The 21351-nt window shown below is 72.6% G+C and carries 13 protein-coding genes and 1 pseudogene; 13 read left to right on the top strand and 1 reads right to left on the bottom strand.

Annotated elements, in window-relative coordinates:
- Nucleotides 1-137: 137 nt before the first annotated feature.
- The 9 genes and pseudogenes from leuS (at nt 138) to holA (ending at nt 12602) form a co-directional block, all read left to right on the top strand.
- Nucleotides 138-3038 carry a leucine--tRNA ligase gene (leuS, locus tag IE258_RS09795; RefSeq protein ID WP_189741703.1) on the top strand — a complete coding sequence of 967 codons (2901 nt, stop codon included), beginning with the start codon at nt 138-140 and terminating at the stop codon, nt 3036-3038.
- Nucleotides 3039-3243: 205 nt separating this feature from the next.
- Nucleotides 3244-3981, top strand: a complete 738-nt coding sequence (locus tag IE258_RS09790) for a hypothetical protein (RefSeq protein ID WP_189741700.1) — start codon at nt 3244-3246, stop codon at nt 3979-3981.
- 90 nt (nt 3982-4071) lie between these two features.
- Nucleotides 4072-4917: a DegV family protein gene (locus IE258_RS09785; RefSeq protein WP_189741696.1), complete on the top strand. Its 846-nt coding sequence runs from the start codon at nt 4072-4074 to the stop codon at nt 4915-4917.
- 178 nt (nt 4918-5095) lie between these two features.
- Nucleotides 5096-6142, top strand: a complete 1047-nt coding sequence (locus IE258_RS09780; RefSeq protein WP_189741694.1) for a ComEA family DNA-binding protein — start codon at nt 5096-5098, stop codon at nt 6140-6142.
- Nucleotides 6139-8673, top strand: a complete 2535-nt coding sequence (locus IE258_RS09775; protein WP_229892011.1) for a ComEC/Rec2 family competence protein — start codon at nt 6139-6141, stop codon at nt 8671-8673. Before IE258_RS09780 ends, IE258_RS09775 begins: the two co-directional genes overlap by 4 nt.
- 520 nt (nt 8674-9193) lie before the next feature.
- Nucleotides 9194-9766: pseudogene (locus IE258_RS41880) on the top strand (N-acetylmuramoyl-L-alanine amidase); the annotation flags it as partial.
- 641 nt (nt 9767-10407) lie between these two features.
- Nucleotides 10408-11289 (top strand): YceI family protein, encoded by an 882-nt coding sequence (locus IE258_RS09765; RefSeq protein WP_189741687.1) that lies wholly within the window; start codon nt 10408-10410, stop codon nt 11287-11289.
- 31 nt (nt 11290-11320) lie between these two features.
- Nucleotides 11321-11566, top strand: a complete 246-nt coding sequence (locus IE258_RS09760) for a hypothetical protein (RefSeq protein WP_189741685.1) — start codon at nt 11321-11323, stop codon at nt 11564-11566.
- Between the two features lie 46 nt (nt 11567-11612).
- Nucleotides 11613-12602: a DNA polymerase III subunit delta gene (gene holA, locus IE258_RS09755; RefSeq protein WP_189741682.1), complete on the top strand. Its 990-nt coding sequence runs from the start codon at nt 11613-11615 to the stop codon at nt 12600-12602.
- Between the two features lie 208 nt (nt 12603-12810).
- On the opposite strand, the gene rpsT is transcribed toward holA, so the two are convergent.
- Nucleotides 12811-13077 carry a 30S ribosomal protein S20 gene (rpsT, locus tag IE258_RS09750; RefSeq protein ID WP_003976241.1) on the bottom strand — a complete coding sequence of 89 codons (267 nt, stop codon included), beginning with the start codon at nt 13075-13077 and terminating at the stop codon, nt 12811-12813.
- Nucleotides 13078-13314: 237 nt separating this feature from the next.
- Here rpsT and lepA point away from each other — a divergent pair, with 237 nt between their 5' ends.
- The 4 genes from lepA to hemW all read left to right on the top strand — a co-directional run bounded on the left by lepA (nt 13315) and on the right by hemW (nt 21312).
- A complete protein-coding gene (gene lepA / locus IE258_RS09745; protein WP_159329074.1) occupies nt 13315-15183 on the top strand; it encodes a translation elongation factor 4 in 1869 nt (622 codons plus the stop codon).
- 334 nt (nt 15184-15517) lie between these two features.
- Nucleotides 15518-17395 carry an AMP-dependent synthetase/ligase gene (locus IE258_RS09740; protein WP_189741679.1) on the top strand — a complete coding sequence of 626 codons (1878 nt, stop codon included), beginning with the start codon at nt 15518-15520 and terminating at the stop codon, nt 17393-17395.
- A gap of 203 nt (nt 17396-17598) precedes the next feature.
- Nucleotides 17599-20034 (top strand): SpoIIE family protein phosphatase, encoded by a 2436-nt coding sequence (locus IE258_RS09735; RefSeq protein ID WP_189741676.1) that lies wholly within the window; start codon nt 17599-17601, stop codon nt 20032-20034.
- Between the two features lie 45 nt (nt 20035-20079).
- Complete coding sequence (gene hemW, locus IE258_RS09730; RefSeq protein WP_189741673.1) at nt 20080-21312, top strand: radical SAM family heme chaperone HemW; 1233 nt, start codon at nt 20080-20082, stop codon at nt 21310-21312.
- The last annotated feature ends 39 nt before the right edge of the window (nt 21313-21351 follow it).

Below are 21351 nucleotides of genomic sequence, written 5' to 3'. Positions count from 1 at the left end.
CCGGTCGTAGTCCGGTGGCCGGAATCGGCGCGGCGTCCCCTCCTGTGCGAGGGGATTTTTCATTTCCCGGCAATCGCAGCCGCTGGTCTTGAATGTCGCAGCCGCTGGCAGAGACGATCGATGGAGCTTTGAGGATCATGAGCGAGACGAACCCCGCGGCGAGTGCCCCTGTGTCGGCGGACGCCGCGCCGCACCGCTACACGGCTGCCATGGCCGCCGAGATCGAGGCACGCTGGCAGGACTTCTGGGACGCCGAGGGGACGTACGCCGCGCCGAACCCCAAGGGTGACCTGGCAGGCGACCCGGAGCTGGTCGCCAGGCCCAAGAAGTTCATCATGGACATGTTCCCCTACCCCTCCGGTGCGGGCCTGCACGTCGGCCACCCGCTGGGCTACATCGCCACCGACGTCTTCGCCCGCTTCCAGCGGATGACCGGCCACAACGTCCTGCACACCCTGGGCTTCGACGCCTTCGGCCTGCCCGCCGAGCAGTACGCCGTGCAGACCGGCACGCACCCGCGCGTGTCCACCGAAGCCAACATGAAGAACATGCAGAGCCAGCTGCGCCGGCTGGGTCTGGGCCACGACAAGCGCCGGTCGTTCGCCACGATCGACCCCGAGTACTACAAGTGGACCCAGTGGATCTTCCTGCAGATCTTCAACTCCTGGTACGACGACGAGGCGAGGAAGGCCCGCCCGATCGCCGAGCTGGTCGCGCAGTTCGAGTCCGGTGAGCGGGAGGTCCCGGGCCACGCCGGCCGGGCGTGGAGCAGCCTGAGCGAGGCCGAGCGCGCCGACGTGCTGGGCGAGTACCGCCTGGCCTACGCCTCCGACGCGCCGGTCAACTGGTGCCCCGGGCTGGGCACCGTACTGGCCAACGAGGAGGTCACCGCCGACGGCCGCTCCGAGCGCGGCAACTTCCCCGTCTTCAAGTCCAAGCTGCGCCAGTGGAACATGCGCATCACCGCCTACGCCGACCGGCTGCTGGACGACCTGGACGAGCTGGACTGGCCCGAGGCCATCAAGCTGCAGCAGCGCAACTGGATCGGCCGCTCCGAGGGCGCCCGCGTCGACTTCCCCGTCGACGGGGAGCGCATCACCGTCTTCACCACCCGCCCCGACACCCTGTTCGGCGCGACCTACATGGTGCTGGCGCCCGAGCACCCGCTGGTCGAGAAGTTCACCCCGGACGCCTGGCCCGAGGGCACCCGCGACGCGTGGACCGGCGGCCACGCCACCCCGACCGAGGCCGTGGCCGCGTACCGCGCCCAGGCCGCCTCGAAGTCGGACGTCGAGCGGCAGGCCGAGGCCAAGGACAAGACCGGCGTCTTCATCGGCGCGTACGCCACCAACCCGGTCAACGGCGCGCGGGTCCCCGTCTTCATCGCCGACTACGTGCTGATGGGCTACGGCACCGGTGCGATCATGGCCGTCCCGGCGCACGACTCCCGCGACTTCGAGTTCGCGCGGGCCTTCGAGCTGCCCGTCCGGTGCGTCGTCGAGCCGACGGACGGCCGTGGCACCGACACGTCGACGTGGGACGAGGCGTTCGCCTCCTACGACGCGAAGATCGTGAACTCCTCCGGCACGGACGTCTCCCTGGACGGTCTGGGTGTCGTCGAGGCCAAGGAGCGCATCACCGAGTGGCTGGAGCGCACCGGCGCCGGTGAGGGCACCGTCAACTTCCGCCTGCGCGACTGGCTGTTCAGCCGCCAGCGCTACTGGGGCGAGCCCTTCCCGATCGTCTACGACGAGGACGGCATCGCCCACCCCCTGCCCGCGTCGATGCTGCCGCTGGAGCTGCCCGAGGTCGAGGACTACTCCCCGCGCACCTTCGACCCGGACGACGCCGACACCAAGCCCGAGACCCCGCTGTCCCGCAACGAGGACTGGGTCCACGTCACCCTGGACCTGGGCGACGGCCGCGGCCCGCGCAAGTACCGCCGCGAGACCAACACCATGCCCAACTGGGCCGGCTCCTGCTGGTACGAACTGCGCTACCTGGACCCGCACAACGACGAGCGGCTGGTCGACCCCGAGATCGAGCAGTACTGGATGGGCCCGCGCGAGGGCCTGCCGCACGGCGGCGTCGACCTGTACGTGGGCGGCGCCGAACACGCCGTGCTGCACCTGCTGTACGCGCGCTTCTGGTCCAAGGTCCTGTTCGACCTGGGGCACGTCTCCTCGGCCGAGCCGTTCCACAAGCTGTTCAACCAGGGCATGATCCAGGCATACGTCTACCGCGACAGCCGCGGCATCGCGGTGCCCGCCGCCGAGGTCGAGGAGCGCGACGGCGCCTACTTCCACCAGGGCGAGAAGGTCTCCCGGCTGCTGGGCAAGATGGGCAAGTCCCTGAAGAACGCGGTCACCCCCGACGAGATCTGCGCCGAGTACGGCGCCGACACCCTGCGCCTGTACGAGATGGCGATGGGCCCGCTGGACGTCTCCCGGCCGTGGGACACGCGCGCGGTGGTGGGCCAGTTCCGGCTGCTGCAGCGGCTGTGGCGCAACGTCGTCGACGAGAACACCGGCGAGCTGTCCGTGGCCGACGTCGCGGAGGGCGACATCGACGCCGACACCCTGCGCGCCCTGCACAAGGCCGTCGACGGCGTACGGCAGGACCTGGAGGGCATGCGGTTCAACACCGCCATCGCCAAGGTCACCGAGCTGAACAACCACCTGACCAAGGTCGGGGGCCCGGTCCCGCGGTCGGTCGCCGAGCGCCTGGTGCTGCTGGTCGCGCCGCTGGCCCCGCACGTCGCCGAGGAGCTGTGGCGCAAGCTGGGGCACGAGTCGTCCGTGGTCCACGAGGACTTCCCGGTCGCCGACCCCGCCTACGTCGTCGACGAGACCGTGACCTGCGTCGTCCAGATCAAGGGCAAGGTCAAGGCACGGCTGGAAGTCGCACCCTCCATCTCCGAGGACGACCTGGAGAAGGCCGCGCTGGCCGACGAGAAGGTCGTGGCCGCGCTGGGCGGGGCGGGGATCCGCAAGGTGATCGTGCGGGCGCCGAAGCTGGTGAACATCGTCCCGGCGTAGCCGGTGACCGGGGCGTCCCGGACACCGTCCATGACCGGGGCGCCTCGGCCGAGGGCGCCCCGGACGTCCCCTACGGGTCGGGTTCGGGCAGGTTCGGGGTTCTTGCGGAACCCTGGGCCTGCCCGCTGCGTTTACCGTGGAAGAGCGGCGCGACACGTGCCGTGGGCCGCCGGTGCGCGGGCCGGACGTCCGAAGGAGGAGCCTCGTGGAAGCAGCGCTCACAGTGTTCGCCCTGCTCTTCCTGCTCGCCGTGGTGCTGGGCGTCTACGCCACGGTGAAGGCCGTCGGCGCCGCCAAGCGCAGCGTGGACCGCGGCATCACCCAGGCCCGCCGCACCGTCGAGGACCACACCCTGCGGGCCAAATCCCTCGTCCAGGTGGGTCCGGCGGCCGAGCTGGCACAGCTGCGGCTGACCCTGCGCACCTCCATGCGGTCCACGCAGGACGCGCTGCACGCGCGCGTGGCCGAGGACGAGTCCCTCAAGGAGTCCCTCGCCCTCTTCGAGCGGCTCAGCGCGCACGGCTTCGAGCTGGACGGCGAGCTGCGGCGGCTGGAGTCCGAGCCGGACCGCGCCACCCTCGCCGAGCGCCTGCCCGGGCTGCGTGAGCGCACCGAGCGCATCACCCGGTCGGCGGACGCCCTGCGCTGGGCGGCCCGCGACCGCGCCCGCCGCTTCGCGGACGACGACCTGGACTCGCTGAGCGCGCAGATCGACGTGGAGGCGGGTGCGCTGCGGCACTGGACGGAGACGGAGCCCGCCGCCGCGCCGCCGTCCTGGCCCGAGGCTCCCTCCGCCGACGCCCCGTCCAGCCGGCAGACCTGGCCGGATCCGCCCGCCCATGGCCCGGCGGAGGAGGGCGCGCCGCGCCCCGCCATCACCCCGCCCGCAGCGCGCCCCGTGTACCCCTGGCAGAAGAAGGCCCGCCCGGAGAGCACGACCTGACCGGCGCCGACGCCCCCGTCCATCCCTGTGAACGCCCGGTGGTCGGGGCCGGACTGCCGTACGGGCACTACGCCAGGTAACCTCCAGCTCATGTCCCGCCATGTCGCTATCGTCACGGATTCAACGGCCTACCTTCCGGCCCGGACGATGGAGCGGCACGGCATCACCGCGGTACCCCTGACCGTCGTGCTGGGCGACCGGGCCCTGGAGGAGGGCACCGAGATCTCGACCCGTTCGCTGGCTCAGGCCCTGCAGAAACGCCGGCCGGTCACCACCTCGCGCCCCGGCCCCGAACTCTTCGCCGAGACCTACCGCAGGATCGCCGAGTCCGGCGCCGACGGCATCGTCTCCCTCCACCTGTCCGCCGAACTCTCCGGCACGCACGACGCGGCCGTCGTCGCGGCGCGGGATGCCGCCGTCCCGGTCAGGGTCGTGGACACCGGGATGATCGCGATGGCCCTCGGCTTCTGCGCACTCGCCGCCGCGGAGACGGCGGAGGCGGGCGGCACGGTGGACGAGGCCGTCACGGCCGCGGAGAAGCGCGCCGCGGGCACCTCCGCCTACTTCTACGTCGACACCCTCGACTACCTGCGTCGCGGTGGCCGGATCGGGGCGGCCCAGGCGCTGTTCGGCTCCGCCCTCGCCGTGAAACCCCTGCTCCAGCTGGAGGGCGGCCGCATCGAACCCCTGGAGAAGGTGCGGACGGCGTCCAAGGCCATCGCCCGGCTGGAGGAGATCGCCGCCGATCGTGCGGGCGGCGCACCCGTCGACATCGCCGTCCACCATCTCGCCGCCCCCGACCGGGCGTCGGCCCTTGCGGACCGCCTGCGGAACCGGGTGCCCGGGCTGGCCGACCTGCACGTGAGCGAGGTCGGCGCGGTGATCGGCGCGCATACGGGGCCGGGGTTGCTGGGGGTTGTGGTCTCGTCGCGGTGAGGGCGCGGACGGCGGGCTGCGGGCGGTGGACGGCGGGCGGTGGACGACGGGCGGCGGGCGATGCGGTGAGCCGTTCCTGTCACTCGTGAGGGGGTCGGAGTTTTCCACAACCCGTGGATAGTCCCCGGGAATTGACCATGATCATCGCGGGTGCGTCCGGGTGCCCGATCCTCGTCGCATGGCTCTTCGATCACGCCCACGCACCACGTCCGCGACCAGCGGCCCCGGCCGCGCCCCGGCCTCCGACGGCCGCCTCGCCCACCGCCGAGCACCCGGCTCGCGCGCCCACGCCCGCCCCCGGCACGGCCGCCGGCACGCGCCGCCGGAGGACCTGCGGCGGAGGGCGGAGGCGCTGTTCGGGGAGCGTGTCGAGCAGAGGGGACACGAAGAAGCGCGGGGCGAGTCGGGGAAAGGGCCACCGTTGCCCGGCCCCGGTGCCCCCGGTGACGCGGACATCGGTGACGCGGACATCGGTGACTCCGGCGGTGCCGCGCCGACCTGGCGGGAGCGGACCGGGCAGGCGCTGCGGGAGCGGATGCCGCTGTGGCTGCAGACCCGATGCGGCCTGGAGCGGCGCAGCGTTGCCGCGCTCACGGTGCTGCTCGTCGTCGCGGCGGTCTTCGCGGTGCAGCACTTCTGGTCCGGCCGCACCCAGTCGGTGGCGGCACCCGAGGTGGTGCGGGAGGCGGCGGCACACGGAGCGGTGACACCGGGGCCGACGGCCGCAGACCGCGCGACGACGGGCGAGACCGGCGCCAAGGCAGCGCCGACGGCCACGGCCGGGCCCGAGATCGTGGTGGACGTCGGCGGCAAGGTCCGCAAACCCGGTATCCACAGCCTCCCGGCCGGTTCCCGCGTTGCCGACGCCCTGCGCGCCGCCGGGGGCGTGCGGCCCGGCACGAAGACCGACGGGCTGAACCGCGCCCGCTTCCTGGTGGACGGCGAACAGGTGATCGTCGGAGCACCCGCGCCCGCGCCCCGGCCGGGAGAGGGAGCCGCTCCGAGTGGGCCGACGGGGGCGGCGGGTCCCGCCGCGCCGGTGTCCCTCAGCACGGCGACCACCGACCAGCTCGACACCCTCCCGGGCGTCGGCCCGGTCCTCGCCCAGCACATCATCGACTACCGCACCCAGCACGGCGGTTTCCGCTCGGTCGACGAACTGCGCGAGGTCAACGGCATCGGCGAGCGCCGCTTCGCCGACCTGCGGGACCTCGTGCGGCCATGAACACGGGGTCGGAGGGTCGGCGTGCGGTGCTCCCGCGCGCCGCCGTGCACGCAGCGTCCGGCCACCGGCTGGGCGCGGCCCACCCCCGACAGGAGGGCCCCGCCGACCTGCGCCTGGTTCCGCCCGCCCTCGCGGCATGGGCGACGGCGGCACTGGTGCTGGACGTGCCGACCGGCTGGGCGGTGGGCGTGGTGACGGGCGCTCTCCTCCTGGCCGGGGCCCTGCAGCTGGGGCCGGTGCGCGAACGGCCCCACGCCACGGCGGCCGCCGCTCTCCTACTCTGTGTCGCCGCGTCCGCCGCCTCGGCCGCGCTGCACGGCGCGGACCTGCGCCGGGGACCCCTGCCGGAGCTGGCGAGGCGGTACGCCACCGTCGCCGCGGAAGTGGAGATCACGGCCGACCCCCGCCTCACCCGGCCGCGGGTCCGGGGCAACCGTGCGGTGCCGCCCACGGTGCTGATCGAGGCCGACGTGCGGCGGGTGAGCGAGGCGGGCGGGACGGCGGTGACGACCCGGACGCCGGTGCTCGTCCTCGTCGACGTCGGCGAGGGAGACGAGCAATCCCGCACACGGCCCGCACCCGCCCGCTGGCTGAACCTGCTGCCGACCACGCGGCTCCGCGTCACCGCACGGCTCTCGCCACCGAGAGAGCGCGGCGACCGGATCGCCGCGGTGCTGCGGGTACGGGCCGGTCGACAGCCCCCCGACGTGCTGGCGGAGCCGTCGGCAGCGCAGCGCCTGGCGGGGCGGTTGCGGGCCGGCCTGCGCGAGGCGACCGAGGACCTGTCGGCCGACGCGAGGGCGCTGCTGCCGGGCCTGGTCGTCGGCGACACCTCGCGCGTCACACCGGAGCTGGAGGAGGCGTTCAAGGAGACCGACCTGACGCACACGTTGGCCGTGTCCGGCGCCAACTTCACGATCGTGCTCGCGCTGCTCCTCGGCCCGCCGGGCCTGGCCCAGCGCAGCGAGCGGCGGGGACTGGCGCCCCGCCTCGGCCTGCACCTGCGGACCACCGCGCTGCTCGGCGGGGTGCTCGCACTCGCCTTCGTCGTCGTGTGCCGGCCCGACCCGAGCGTGCTGCGGGCGGCGGCCTGCGGGTCCGTCGCCCTGCTCGCCCTGGCCACCGGCCGCCGCAGGTCGCTGCTCCCCGCCCTGGCCACGGCGGTCCTCCTGCTGGTCCTGTACGACCCCTGGCTGGCCCGCAGTTACGGCTTCCTGCTCTCCGTGCTGGCGACCGGGGCGCTGCTCACGATCGCTCCGCGGTGGAGCGCGGCGTTGCGCCGACGCGGGGTGCCGCCCCGGCTGGCGGAGGCGCTGGCCGCCGCGGGTGCCGCGCAGGCCCTGTGCGCGCCGGTCGTCGCGGTGCTGTCGGCGCGGGTGAGCCTGGTGGGGGTGCCGTGCAACCTGCTGGCGGAGTTCGCGGTGGCCCCGGCCACGGTCCTGGGCTTCGCGGCGTTGGCGACGGCGCCGGTGGCGATGCCGCTGGCCGAGAGCCTGGCCTGGTGCGGAGGCTGGCCCGCCGGGTGGATCGCGGGGATCGCGCGCACCGGGGCGGCGCTGCCCGGCGCGGGAGTGGACTGGCCGGGCAGTTGGGCCGGGGCGGCGCTGCTCGCCCTCGTCACAGTGGCTGTGCTGCTGGCAGGCCGACGCCTGCTGCGGCACCCCTGGTGGTGCGGTGTCTGCGCGCTGCTCCTGATCCTCGTCGTGGTGCAACCGCCCCCACTGGCCCGGGTCATCAAGGGCTGGCCTCCACCCGGCTGGCGGATGGCGATGTGCGACGTGGGCCAGGGCGACGCGCTGGTCCTGGCGGCGGGGGAGGGGACGGCCGTCGTCGTGGACGCGGGCCCCGATCCCGCCCTGATCGACCACTGCCTGCGCTCTCTCGGCATCTCCCGTATCCCGCTGGTCCTGCTGACCCATTTCCACGCCGACCACGTGGCCGGGCTCCCCGGGGTGCTGCGGGGCCGCTCGGTGGGCGCGATCGAGACGACGGCCCTGGAGGAACCCGCGGATCAGGCCGAGTTCGTCCGCCGACAGGCGGCGGCCGGACGGATCCCCCTGCGGCACGCCACCGCTGGAGAACAGCGCCGCTCCGGCCCGCTGTCCTGGCAGGTGGTGTGGCCCCCGCCGAGCCCGCCGACCACCACGGCACCGGGCACGGAGGGCGGCCCCAACGACGCCAGCGTCACCCTCCTGGTCCGGACGGCGGGCCTGCGCCTGCTCCTCCTCGGCGACCTGGAGCCCCCGGCCCAGCGGGAGCTTGCCCGCTCCCCGGCGGCAGCGGCGTTGAAGGGCGTCGACGTGCTGAAGGTGGCCCACCACGGCTCGGCCCACCAGGACTTCGCCTTCCTCCGCCGGGTCGCTCCCCGGCTGGCGCTCATCAGCTGCGGTGAGGACAACACCTACGGACACCCGGCACCCGGCACGGTCGCGGCTCTTCGCGCGCAGGGAGCGACGGTGCTCCGCACGGACCGGGACGGGGCGTTGGCGGTTGCCGGTACGGGGAGGGAGCTGCGAGTGGCGGGGGACTGAGGACGGAGGCGGTCGCCACGCCGCAAGCACGCCGTCCGCGCCGGCCGTGCCGATCGCGCCCGCCGTCTCGTCCGCGCCGGCCGTGCCGATCGCGCCGGCCGTCTCGTCCGCGCCGGCCGTGCCGATCGCGCCCGCCGTCTCGACCGCGCCGGCCGGGCTGATCGCGCCGGCCGTCTCGACCTCACCGGTCGTGCCGATCGCGCCGGCCGTGCCGGTACTCAGGGTGCGGCAGGGGGTCCTGTACTGGCCGGATCGTGAGTGGTTCCCGTCCCCGCTGTGCTCGGGGAGGCGTAGTCGGGGCGGGCACCGGGAATTTCCAGACCAGTGCGGAGAAGTTCACCGTCTCGTGCGGCCGACGCGTCCGGCCACGGTCGGTCGCCCCCCACTCCGAGGGAGAAACCATGCCCCCAACCCCCAGGCCGGGTCGGCCCGTTGTGCACCGGCTCGGCGAGGACGACCCGCGGCACAGGGACCACCGACGCGGCCTGTCTCGGCCGGAGCGTGACTGATGGCCACCCCCATGTCCGCGAGCAGCTTCCTCAAGGCACTGAAGGCGGAGGGCCTCACCGTCGTCGAAGTGGGCGACTGGCGGAGCCACAACCGCAACCACAAGGGCCCGTGGGGACCCGTCAACGGTGTGATGATCCACCACACCGTGACCCGGGGCAGCGCCGCCACCGTGGAGATCTGCCGCAAGGGCTACGCGAGCCTGCCCGGTCCGCTCTGTCACGGCGTCATCACCAAGGACGGCCGCGTGCACCTGGTCGGCTACGGCCGCGCCAACCACGCCGGCCTCGGCGACGACGACGTCCTGCGTGCCGTCGTCGCGGAGCAGCCGCTGCCCCGGGACAACGAGGCCAACACCGACGGCAACCGCCACTTCTACGGTTTCGAGTGCGAGAACCTCGGCGACGGCAAGGACCCGTGGCCCGCCGCGCAACTGGACGCGATCGAGCGGGCCGCCGCGGCCCTGTGCCGCCACCACGGCTGGAACGAGCGGTCCGTCATCGGACACCTCGAGTGGCAGCCCGGAAAGATCGACCCGCGCGGCTTCACGATGGCGTCGATGCGTGCCCGGGTCGAAGAACGCCTCACCCACCCCGCCGGCTGGACACCCGGCGATTCCGAGGAGGAAGACATGCCGCGAGCGATCAGCCGATCCGACGGCGACGACCAGCGGATCACGCCCCGGCAGTGGACGACGCTCAGCGTGGACGGTGTGGACCTGCTGACCGGCGCGTCGCACTACCAGGCCACGGCCTACCTCCGGGCGGCCGTGCCCCCGGGCTCCACGCTCCAGGGCCGCTTCTACCACCTGCGTCGGGACGGCAGCCGGTGGACCGGTCCGATCGTCGAACGGGTGGGCACCGGCGGCGACAGCTTCCCGGACTTCGGGAACAGCGGCTCGATCGTCGCCGACGAACGGCTGCGCTTCGAGTTCATCTACTACCCGCCCGACTCCGACGACCAGGCACCGGTCACGGTCACGAGTGCGAAGGTCCGCGGTCTGTACTGGGAGCGGTGACGAGATGAGGAACGCCTGCCCGGTGCGCTGATATCGGGCCACACATGACCACACGTGACCACACATGACCACACGGGGCCACTCCCGCCCACTCCCAGCACATGTGATGGTTTCCCGCGATGTGGTCTCGTGTTGCCTCGAAAGCCACATCGGTGATCGAATGTTTCCCAGTCAACTATTTTTCTGATGTCGTGCAGAGGGTGTCGCAGATGATCGGCCGTTTGCTGGGAAGCCGAACGAAGCGGATGCAGCGGACGGGTCCCCTGGCGGCGGTGCACACCCCGCCGGACGCGGGTGTGCTGAGCTGCCGCGTCCTGGACCCCGTCAACGACCCGGTGCCGGGCGCCGAGTTCACGGTCAGTGACGCCATGGGGCGCAAGGTGGTCGGCGGCGGTACGGACCCGTTCGGATCGTTCGTGGCGACGGTGCCGGCGGGGGAGTACCGGCTCGCCGTGTCCGCCGAGGGGTACACGCCGTACCGTGCCTCCGCGACGGTCGTCGAGGACTCGCTGGCCTCGCTCGGCGACGTGACGCTGCAGGTGGCCCAGCCGCCGGAGCTGCCCGCGGCGGGTGACTGGGAGATCGAGCCGGCGCACTCCTCGATCGCGTTCACCGCGCGGCACATCGGGCTGGCCCGGATCCACGGCCGGTTCAACTCCTTCGCGGGCGCGGTGCGGATCGCCGACGACATGCAGCAGTCCGCTATGCACGTCGTGATCGACGCGGCGTCCATCGACACCAACGTGAAGATGCGCGACGACCACCTGCGCTCGGCCGACTTCCTGGACGTGGAGCGGTTTCCGACCCTGGAGTTCTACAGCGACCGGTTCACGCACCGCGGCGGCAACCGGTGGGCCGTGACCGGCGCGCTGTCGCTGCACGGTGTGACGCGCACGGTCACGCTGGACACCGAGTACCTCGGACTCGGCAACGGCATGGAGGGCGAGACGCGGGCGGCCTGCCGCGCCACCACCGAGCTGCACCGCGACGACTTCACGGTGAGCTGGCAGACGATGCTGGCCCGCGGCATCGCCGTGGTCGGCCCCAGCATCCGCATCGACCTCGACGTGCAGACCGTGCCCAAGGGCTGACCGTGCCCGGGGCTGACCGACAATGGCACCCGTGAGCGACGTGAGACATGTACTGGTGCTGCCCGCCCGCGATGCCGCGGAGGAGGCCGCCCAGGCACTCGGGGAGCGGTTCGGGATCGACGAGGAACCGCGCATCCTGCGGGACGCCCTGGCCGGCGAGGACGACGCCGAGGACGCCCAGTGGCTCGTCCTCCTGCACGACGAGCCAGAAGCGCTGGACCCCGGCGAGCTGGACGCCTTCGCCGGGGAGTGGGAGGGCTGGCGCGAGGAGCCGTAGCAGCGACCGTCCGGCGTTGTCAGTGGCGCGTGCGATGCTTGTCGCGATGGCCAGGAAGACTGCGAACGACGACCCTCTCGCCCCGGTGACCCTTGCCGTGGGCCAGGAGGACCTCCTGCTCGACCGTGCCGTGCAGGAGGTGGTGGCCGCCGCCAAGGCCGCCGACGCCGACACGGACGTACGCGACCTCACCCCCGATCAGTTGCAGCCCGGCACCCTCGCCGAGCTCACCAGCCCCTCGCTCTTCGCCGAGCGCAAAGTCGTGGTCGTACGCAATGCGCAGGACCTGTCCGCCGACACGGTCAAGGACGTCAAGGCATACCTCGGCGCCCCCGCCGAGGAGATCACCCTCGTCCTGCTCCACGCGGGCGGTGCCAAGGGCAAGGGCGTGCTCGACGCCGCCCGCAAGGCGGGGGCGCGCGAGGTGGCGTGCCCGAAGATGACGAAGCCCGCCGACCGGCTGGCCTTCGTGCGCTCCGAGTTCCGTACGGCCGGGCGGTCCGCCACCCCCGAGGCGTGCCAGGCCCTGGTCGACGCGATCGGCAGCGACCTGCGCGAGCTGGCTTCCGCGGTCTCCCAGCTGACCGCCGACGTCGAGGGGACCGTCGACGAGGCGGTCGTCGGTCGGTACTACACCGGACGCGCGGAGGCATCCAGCTTCACGGTCGCCGACCGGGCGGTCGAGGGACGTGCGGCGGAGGCCCTGGAGGCACTGCGCTGGTCGCTGGCGACCGGTGTGGCACCGGTGCTGATCACCAGCGCGCTGGCGCAGGGCGTGCGGGCCATCGGCAAGCTGTCCTCCGCCCGCGGCGGACGCCCCGCGGACCTCGCCCGCGAGCTGGGGATGCCGCCCTGGAAGATCGACCGCGTCCGGCAGCAGATGCGGGGCTGGACCCCGGACGGCGTCTCCGTCGCGCTGCGCGCGGTGGCCGAGGCCGACGCGGGGGTGAAGGGCGCCGGAGAGGACCCCGAGTACGCCCTGGAGAAGGCCGTGGTGACCATCGCGCGGGCGGCGCGTTCACGGGGACGGTCGTAAGCACCCCCTCGGAACCCCTGGCCCGGGAAACACCGAAGGCCCCGGCGTCCGTCCTGGGGAAGGACGGCCCACCGGGGCCCCGGATCAAGCTCGCGGATCCATGCCCGCGTGGCGAACGCAGGCCGCGCATGGATCCTGGGTGCCGGACGGGAGCGGATGAGAGAGGGCCCGCTCTGGGTCCTTCCGGCGATCAGACCAGATAAGGGGTTCAGCCCTTGAGGGCGCCGACCTTCTGCGCCAGCGCCGACTTCTTGTTGGCGGCCTGGTTCTTGTGGATGACGCCCTTGGAGACGGCCTTGTCGAGCTCGCGCGAAGCAACGCGCTGGAACTCGGTGGCCTTCTCGACGTCACCCGCGGCAGCGGCCTCGCGGGCCTTGCGGATCGCGGTCTTCAGAGAGGACTTGACCGACTTGTTGCGCAGCCGGGCCTTCTCGTTGGTCTTGTTCCGCTTGATCTGGGACTTGATGTTCGCCACGAATGAGCCTTTGCAGGTTCAGGCACGAGGCCGCGAGGGTCCCGTGCCGGTGATTTCTTGAAGGAGTGCCTCGCGCTGAGAGGGCAAGAGACACAGCCACCCACACTACCAGCGGCCCGTCGAGGGTCCCAAACCCATCCCGGGTCCCCACCCGTGGGACCATGGAGGCTACGTATCGATCCGACCCGAGACCCGAGACCGCAGACACTGCGGACGCCTCAAGAATCAGGACCCTGCGTGCCCGCGATCCCCAGCCATGTGCCCGAGCCGAGCCGTACCGATCCCGCGCTGATCCGGAACTTCTGCATCATCGCGCACATCGACCACGGCAAGTCCACGCTCGCCGACCGGATGCTCCAGCTGACCGGTGTGGTCGAGCAGCGGCAGATGCGCGCCCAGTACCTCGACCGCATGGACATCGAGCGCGAGCGCGGCATCACGATCAAGTCCCAGGCGGTGCGGTTGCCGTGGGCCCCGTCCCACGACAAGGACGCCACGCACATCCTCAACATGATCGACACCCCGGGGCACGTCGACTTCACCTACGAGGTGTCGCGGTCGCTGGCCGCGTGCGAGGGCACCATCCTCCTCGTCGACGCCGCCCAGGGCATCGAGGCCCAGACCCTCGCCAACCTCTACCTGGCGATGGAGAACGACCTCACGATCATCCCCGTGCTGAACAAGATCGACCTGCCGGCCGCGCAGCCCGAGAAGTTCGCCGAGGAGCTGGCCAACCTGGTCGGCTGCGACCCCGACGACGTGCTCAAGGTCTCCGCCAAGACCGGCCTCGGCGTCGACGCGCTGCTGGACAAGGTCGTCGCCGAGATCCCGGCCCCGGTCGGCGTCAAGGACGCCCCCGCCCGCGCGATGATCTTCGACTCCGTCTACGACTCCTACCGCGGAGTGGTGACGTACGTCCGTGTCATCGACGGCCAGCTCAACAAGCGCGAGCGGATCCGGATGATGTCCACCGGCGCCACCCACGAGCTGCTGGAGATCGGCACCAACTCGCCGGAGATGCTGGCCGCCGACGGCCTCGGCGTCGGCGAGGTGGGGTACCTGATCACCGGCGTGAAGGACGTCCGCCAGTCCAAGGTCGGCGACACCGTCACCAGCCAGCACAAGGGCGCCGAGGAGGCGCTCGGCGGCTACAAGGACCCCAGGCCCATGGTCTTCTCCGGCCTGTACCCGCTGGACGGCTCCGACTACCCGCTGCTGCGCGAGGCGCTCGACAAGCTCCAGCTCAACGACGCCGCCCTGGTCTACGAGCCGGAGACCTCCGCGGCCCTCGGCTTCGGCTTCCGGGTCGGCTTCCTCGGCCTGCTCCACCTGGACGTGATCCGCGAGCGGCTGGAGCGGGAGTTCAACCTGGACCTCATCGCCACGGCGCCCAACGTGGTCTACCGCGTGATCATGGAGGACGGCACCGAGCACACCGTCACCAACCCGAGCGAGTTCCCCGAGGGGAAGATCGACGAGGTCTACGAGCCGGTCGTGCGGGCCACGATCCTCGCGCCGACCGAGTTCATCGGCTCGATCATGGAGCTGTGCCAGACCCGGCGCGGCACCCTGCTCGGCATGGACTACCTCTCCGAGGACCGGGTGGAGATCCGCTACACCCTCCCTCTCGCGGAGATCGTCTTCGACTTCTTCGACCAGCTGAAGTCGAAGACGCGCGGCTACGCCTCGCTGGACTACGAGCCCACCGGCGAGCAGACCTCCAGCCTGGTCAAGGTCGACATCCTGCTGCACGGCGACAAGGTGGACGCCTTCTCGGCGATCACCCACAAGGACCAGGCGTACGCATACGGCGTACGGCTCGTCGCCAAGCTCAAGGAGCTCATCCCGCGGCAGGCATTCGAGGTGCCGGTACAGGCCGCCATCGGCTCCCGGGTGATCGCCCGCGAGACCATCCGCGCCATCCGCAAGGACGTCCTCGCCAAGTGCTACGGCGGTGACATCTCCCGCAAGCGGAAGCTGCTGGAGAAGCAGAAGGAAGGCAAGAAGCGGATGAAGATGGTGGGTTCCGTGGAGGTTCCGCAGGAGGCATTCATCGCCGTGCTGTCCAGCGATGACAGCGCGGGGTCGGGCAAGGGCAAGAAGTAACCGCCACGCCGCATGCCAGGTCCGGGCGAAACGGGCACCGGGGGGCCCGTCGTACGAAAGTGCGGCGGGTCCCTTCGCATGTCACGGGCGCGCATCTGTAGGAAGTGACAGGGCGCGGACTCTTACGCGGGGGCCGGTCGCCCTTTACCCTGATGCCTGCCCCGTAGTTACTCGTGAGTTAAACAAGTGATCGGGCAACGGTCCGCGCCACTGCCCGGACATCGCCTGAACACCGCACCTGAACACCGCACCTGAACACCGCCCGAGAGTGAACCAGCCACACCTGAGCCAGCCGCAACGAGCCAGCCGCACCGTCGCGGGCCCGGAGGATGTCGTGAGCGACACACAGACACTGATCGAGAACCGTCCGCCCTCCGTGGCGGGACTCTTCCTGGAGCGGGTGGCCGCCACGCCGGACGCCGAGGCGTACCGCTACCCGGTGCCGCCGGCCGCGGGCGAGGGCCCGGACGACTGGAAGTCGCTGACCTGGGCGCAGGCCGCCGAACGCGTCTACGCGATCGCGGCGGGCCTCATCGAGCTGGGCGTGCAGCCGGAGCAGCGGGTGGCGCTGGCCTCCTCCACCCGCCTGGAGTGGATCCTCGCCGACCTCGGCATCATGTGCGCGGGCGCGGCGACCACCACCGTCTACCCGCAGACCAACGCCGACGAATCGGCGTACATCCTCTCCGACTCCGAGAGCCGGGTGCTGATCGCGGAGGACGCCGCGCAGCTGGCCAAGGCGAGGGAGAAGAAGGCGGAGCTGCCCGACCTCACCCACGTGGTCGTGGTCGACGCGACCGGCGCGGACACCTCCGAGGACTGGGTCCTCACCCTCGACGAGCTGGAGCGCCGGGGCGCGGCCCGTCTGGAGCAGGACCCGCAGCTGATCAAGGAGCGGGTCGGCGCGCTCACCAAGGGCCAGCTCGCCACCCTCATCTACACCTCCGGCACCACCGGCCGGCCCAAGGGCGTCCGGCTCCCGCACGACTGCTGGTCCTACATGGCCAAGGCGATCGCGGCGACCGGCCTGGTCTCCAAGGACGACGTGCAGTACCTGTGGCTGCCGCTCGCGCACGTCTTCGGCAAGGTGCTGACCTCGGGCCAGATCGAGGCCGGTCACGTCACCGCCGTCGACGGCCGGGTCGACAAGATCATCGAGAACCTGCCGGTGGTCCAGCCGACCTACATGGCCGCCGTGCCCCGCATCTTCGAGAAGGTCTACAACGGCGTTGCCGCCAAGGCCCGCGCGGGCGGCGGGGCCAAGTACAAGATCTTCCAGTGGGCCGCAGGCATCGCCCGCGAGTACGCCAAGGTCACCCAGGACAACTTCAGGCGCACCGGCACCGCGAGCGCCCCCGCCGGCCTGCGCACCAAGCACGCCGTCGCCGACCGGCTGGTCTACGCCAAGATCCGCGAGGCCTTCGGCGGCCGCCTGCGCGCCTGCGTGTCGGGTTCGGCCGCCCTCGCGCCCGAGATCGGCTACTTCTTCGCCGGGGCCGGCATCCACATCCTGGAGGGCTACGGCCTCACCGAGTCCTCCGCCGCCTCCTTCGTCAACCCCGGCGAGGCCTACCGCACCGGCACCGTCGGCAAGCCGCTGCCCGGCACCGAGGTGCGCATCGCGGACGACGGCGAGATCCTGCTGCGCGGCCCCGGCATCATGGAGGGCTACCACAAGCTGCCCGAGAAGACCGCCGAAGTCCTGGAGGCCGACGGCTGGTTCCACACCGGCGACATCGGCGAGCTCTCGCCCGACGGCTACCTGCGCATCACCGACCGCAAGAAGGACCTCATCAAGACGTCCGGCGGCAAGTACATCGCGCCGGCCGAGGTCGAGGGCCAGTTCAAGGCGGTCTGCCCCTACGTCTCCAACATCCTGGTGCACGGCGCCGACCGGAACTTCTGCACCGCGCTCATCGCCCTGGACGAGGTCGCGATCACCGAGTGGGCCAAGGAGAACGGCCTGGAGGGCAAGCCGTACGCGGAGATCGTCGCGGCGCCCGCGACCGTCGAGATGGTCGACGGCTACGTCAAGCAGCTCAACGAGGGTCTCCAGCGCTGGCAGACCATCAAGAAGTTCCGCCTGCTGCCCCGCGACCTCGACGTCGAACACGGCGAGATCACCCCGAGCCTGAAGCTGAAGCGGCCGGTGGTGGAGCGGGAGTACAAGAACCTGATCGAGGAGATGTACGAGGGCTCGCGCGAGGCGTAGGCCCGGGCCCGTAGGCCCGGGTCGCAGGTGTTCGAAGACGGCCGGTTTCGGGTCGGCTTCCGGCCGTCTTCGAACGTTTGCCTAGCATGGTTCTCACCCATGGCGGCCCACTTCGGTAACTCCGTGCTTATGGGCGGGGCCGGTCTGTCACTCTGTCGGCATCGACTGCGAGGAACTCGCACGAACTGCCCGGGGAGACGTCCATGGGGGCCATTCCGACGCAGCGGGAGACCGCCTCCCGCGCCAGCGCGGCGCCCGCGCACGCCGTTGAGGCATCCGCCGCGGGCTCCGCGGAGTGTGCGCGGGCGCGCGTGAGCCTGCTCGGCAGCTCCCTGGCGCCGGGCGCGGCACGCGCGATGGCACGGGCCGCGCTCGCCGACTGGTCCGCGCTCGGGCTGCCCGGCACGGAGCAGCTGACGGAGCACCTCGCCGCCGACGCCCTGGTCGTCGTCAGCGAGCTGGTCACCAACGCCGTGGTGCACGCCGGCACCGACGTCGAGGTGAGCCTCCGGATGGAGGTGACGGGCACGCTCGTCGTCGAGGCCACGGACCAGCACCCGTCCCGCGCGCCGCGGAACACCGACCCCGAGATGCCGCACGACCCCGCCGAGTACGGGCGCGGCCTGCGACTGGTCGCCGCGCTCGCGGAGGCATGGGGCATCACGTACCGCCCGGGCATCAAGACCGTGTGGGCACGGCTGTCGACCGCGGGCGCGGACGGCACCGGACAGACCGAGACGTACGCGGGAGGGTGCGGCGCACGACGCATTCTCGGCGCGGACAGTGCGGCCGGCGCGGCCAGTGAAGACGCCGGGGCCGGCGAGACCGGGAAGGCAGTGCAGGCCGGCCAGTGCGGTCAGGTGGACGGCGGCGACCAGTGCGGCCACGTGGCGCATGACGGCCATGACGGCCATGGCGACCGGGACGGCTCGGGAGCCCAGCAAGGCACGGACGCGGTGGACCCCGAAAGGCCGGACGGCCCGGCGACGGACTCGGCCCGCCGGTCTGTCGCCGTCGGCGGTGTGGCCGACGCGGAGGGGTTCGGGCGGTCGGAGGGGCCGGGCCGTGGGGCGGCCGACCTCGGTCGTACGGTCGACGCGGACGCGGACGCGGGCCAGGGTGCCGGGCCGTACACGGGCGGCGAGGGCCAGGCTGTAGGACCGTACGCGAGCGCGGACCAGGGTGTCGGACCGCACGCGGACGCGGGCCGTGGTCGCGGGGAGTGTTCCGGCCGGTCGGGCCCCGCGGATTGGCCGGACCCCTGGGACGGCGCGGTCGGAACCGCCCGGCGCGGGGTCCGCGACCGCGAGTGGCTGGGCCGTGGCGCGCTGTCCTTCCTCGCCGAGGCCAGCGACCTCCTGGCCGGACAGCTCGACGAAGACCTGGTCGCCTCGCTCACCGGACAGCTCATCGTGCCCCGGCTCGCCGACTGGTGCGGGGTGTGGCTGGAGGACGAGTCCCTGGGCCGGGGCGCCTGGAGCGACGACACCGGGGCCGCCGTCGGCGCCCGGCTGGCCCGTGTGTGGCACGCGGGCGAGGGACAGCTGGACGAGCTGCGCGCAGCCCTGGAGAAGGACCCGCCCCGCCCGCGCGACCCGTGGCGCTCCGGCCCCGTGGGCCACCCCTGGCCCGGCGGGGCGCTCGGCCCCGATGGCACACACGGCACCGCGCTCGCGTACCGCCTGGTCGCCGGCGGCAGGCCACTGGGCACCCTGGTCATCGGACGGGCCGACAGCCCCGGTGCCCCCGGCTCGCCCGGTTTCCCCGACGAGATCACCGGTCTGGTCGAGGATCTCAGCCGCCGGGTGGCGCTCGCCATCGGCGCCGCCCGCCAGTACGCCCGCCAGGCCACCATCAGCGCCGTACTCCAGCGCGGCCTGCTGCCCGGTGCCGTCGCGGAGATCCCGGGCGTACGCAGCGCCCTCGTCTACGAACCCCGCGACAAGGGCGGCCCCAGCGGCGACTTCTACGACCTCTTCCCAGCCGGTGACGGCCGCTGGTGCTTCGCGGTGGGCGACGTCCAGGGCAAGGGCCCCGAGGCCGCCGTCGTCATCGGCCTCGCCCGGCCCTGGCTGCGCCTGCTGGCCCGCGAGCAGTACGGCGTCCCCGACGTCCTGGACCGCCTCAACCAGCTCCTCCTCGACGACGCCACCGAGGCCGCCGACGCCGCTGCCCGCGCCCTGGTCGCCGCGGGCGGCCCACCGGTTGCCCCGGGCGACGGTCCGCAGACCCGTTTCCTCTCTCTGCTCTACGGCGAGCTGGTCCCCTTCGACGGCGGCGTCCGCTGCACCCTCGCGTCCGCCGGGCACCCGCTGCCGCTGCTCCTCGGGCCCGACGGCACGGTGTCCGCGGTCGCGTGCCCGCAGACCCTGCTCGGCGTCGTCGAGGACGCGACGTACGTCAGCGAGACCTTCGAGCTGCGGTCCGGCGACACCCTGCTGTGCGTCACCGACGGGATCACGGAGCGGCGCAGCGGCTCCCGCCAGTTCGACGACGGCGACGGGCTCGCCGCCGCACTGGCCGGCTGCGCGGGCCTGGACGCCGAACTGGTCGCCGAGCGCATCAGGCGGCTGGTGCACGAGTTCGGGCCGCGGCCCCCGGAGGACGACCTGGCGCTGCTGGTGCTCCAGGCGGACTGAACGGGGCGGGCAGGGGATCCGGCCGGGTGCGGGACAATGGAACGCATGCCCTCCGCACTCCCCGACGGCGAGCCCGTCCCCGCCGACGGCGCCCTGCCCGCGTCCGCGCTCGCCGGGGCCGCCGACCGCCCCCTCGGCTTCTATCTGCACGTGCCGTACTGCGCGACCCGCTGCGGCTACTGCGACTTCAACACCTACACCGCGACCGAGCTGCGCGGCACCGGCGGCGTCCTCGCCTCCCGCGACAACTACGCCGACACCCTCGTCGACGAGGTCCGCCTGGCCCGCAAGGTCCTCGGCGACGACCCCCGCGAGGTCCGCACGGTCTTCGTCGGCGGCGGTACGCCCACCCTGCTGGCCGCCGGTGACCTGGTGCGGATGCTGGGCGCGATCCGCGACGAGTTCGGCCTGGCGCCGGACGCGGAGATCACCACGGAGGCCAACCCGGAGTCCGTCGACCCGGCGTACCTCGCCACCCTCCGCGAGGGCGGCTTCAACCGGATCTCCTTCGGCATGCAGAGCGCCAAGCAGCACGTCCTGAAGATCCTGGACCGCACCCACACCCCCGGCCGCCCCGAGGCATGCGTCGCCGAGGCCCGCGGGGCCGGCTTCGACCACGTCAACCTCGACCTGATCTACGGCACCCCCGGCGAGTCCGACGACGACTGGCGGGCCTCGCTGGACGCCGCGCTCGGCGCCGGACCCGACCACGTCTCGGCGTACGCCCTGATCGTCGAGGAGGGTACCCAGCTCGCCCGGCGCATCCGGCGCGGCGAGGTCCCGATGACCGACGACGACGTGCACGCCGACCGGTACCTGATCGCCGAGGAGACCCTCGCGGCGGCGGGCTACGACTGGTACGAGGTGTCGAACTGGGCCACCTCCGAGGCGGGGCGCTGCCTGCACAACGAGCTGTACTGGCGGGGCGCCGACTGGTGGGGCGCGGGACCGGGCGCGCACTCCCACGTGGGGGGCGTGCGGTGGTGGAACGTGAAGCATCCGGGGGCGTACGCGGGCGCACTGGCGGCGGGGAAGTCGCCGGGCGCGGGGCGCGAGATCCTGACGGACGAGGACCGGCGGGTCGAGCGCATCCTGCTGGAGCTGCGCCTGCGGGAGGGCGTTTCGCTGTCGCTGCTGCGGGAGGCGGGGCTCGCGGCGTCGCGGCGGGCGGTGTCCGAGGGGCTGCTGGAGGACGGACCCTACGGGGAGGGGCGGGCCGTACTCACGCTGCGCGGGCGGTTGCTGGCGGACGCGGTGGTGAGAGACCTGGTGGACTGACGGGGAAGGGGCCTCGCCCCCGCCGCCCCTTCCCGTCCC

The sequence above is a fragment of the Streptomyces tendae genome (genome assembly GCF_014650435.1).
Classification (GTDB): Bacteria; Actinomycetota; Actinomycetes; order Streptomycetales; family Streptomycetaceae; genus Streptomyces; species Streptomyces tendae.
This window is presented reverse-complemented; position numbering and strand designations above follow the sequence as displayed.

What these genes read in the sequence shown, in the direction of transcription:
- IE258_RS09765 (WP_189741687.1), top strand. Translation starts at nt 10,408, where the DNA reads ATGATCGGCCGTTTGCTGGGAAGCCGAACGAAGCGGATGCAGCGGACG.
- IE258_RS09785 (WP_189741696.1), top strand. Translation starts at nt 4,072, where the DNA reads ATGTCCCGCCATGTCGCTATCGTCACGGATTCAACGGCCTACCTTCCG.
- holA (WP_189741682.1), top strand. Translation starts at nt 11,613, where the DNA reads ATGGCCAGGAAGACTGCGAACGACGACCCTCTCGCCCCGGTGACCCTT.
- IE258_RS09735 (WP_189741676.1), top strand. Translation starts at nt 17,599, where the DNA reads ATGGGGGCCATTCCGACGCAGCGGGAGACCGCCTCCCGCGCCAGCGCG.
- IE258_RS09775 (WP_229892011.1), top strand. Translation starts at nt 6,139, where the DNA reads ATGAACACGGGGTCGGAGGGTCGGCGTGCGGTGCTCCCGCGCGCCGCC.
- hemW (WP_189741673.1), top strand. Translation starts at nt 20,080, where the DNA reads ATGCCCTCCGCACTCCCCGACGGCGAGCCCGTCCCCGCCGACGGCGCC.
- leuS (WP_189741703.1), top strand. Translation starts at nt 138, where the DNA reads ATGAGCGAGACGAACCCCGCGGCGAGTGCCCCTGTGTCGGCGGACGCC.
- IE258_RS09780 (WP_189741694.1), top strand. Translation starts at nt 5,096, where the DNA reads ATGGCTCTTCGATCACGCCCACGCACCACGTCCGCGACCAGCGGCCCC.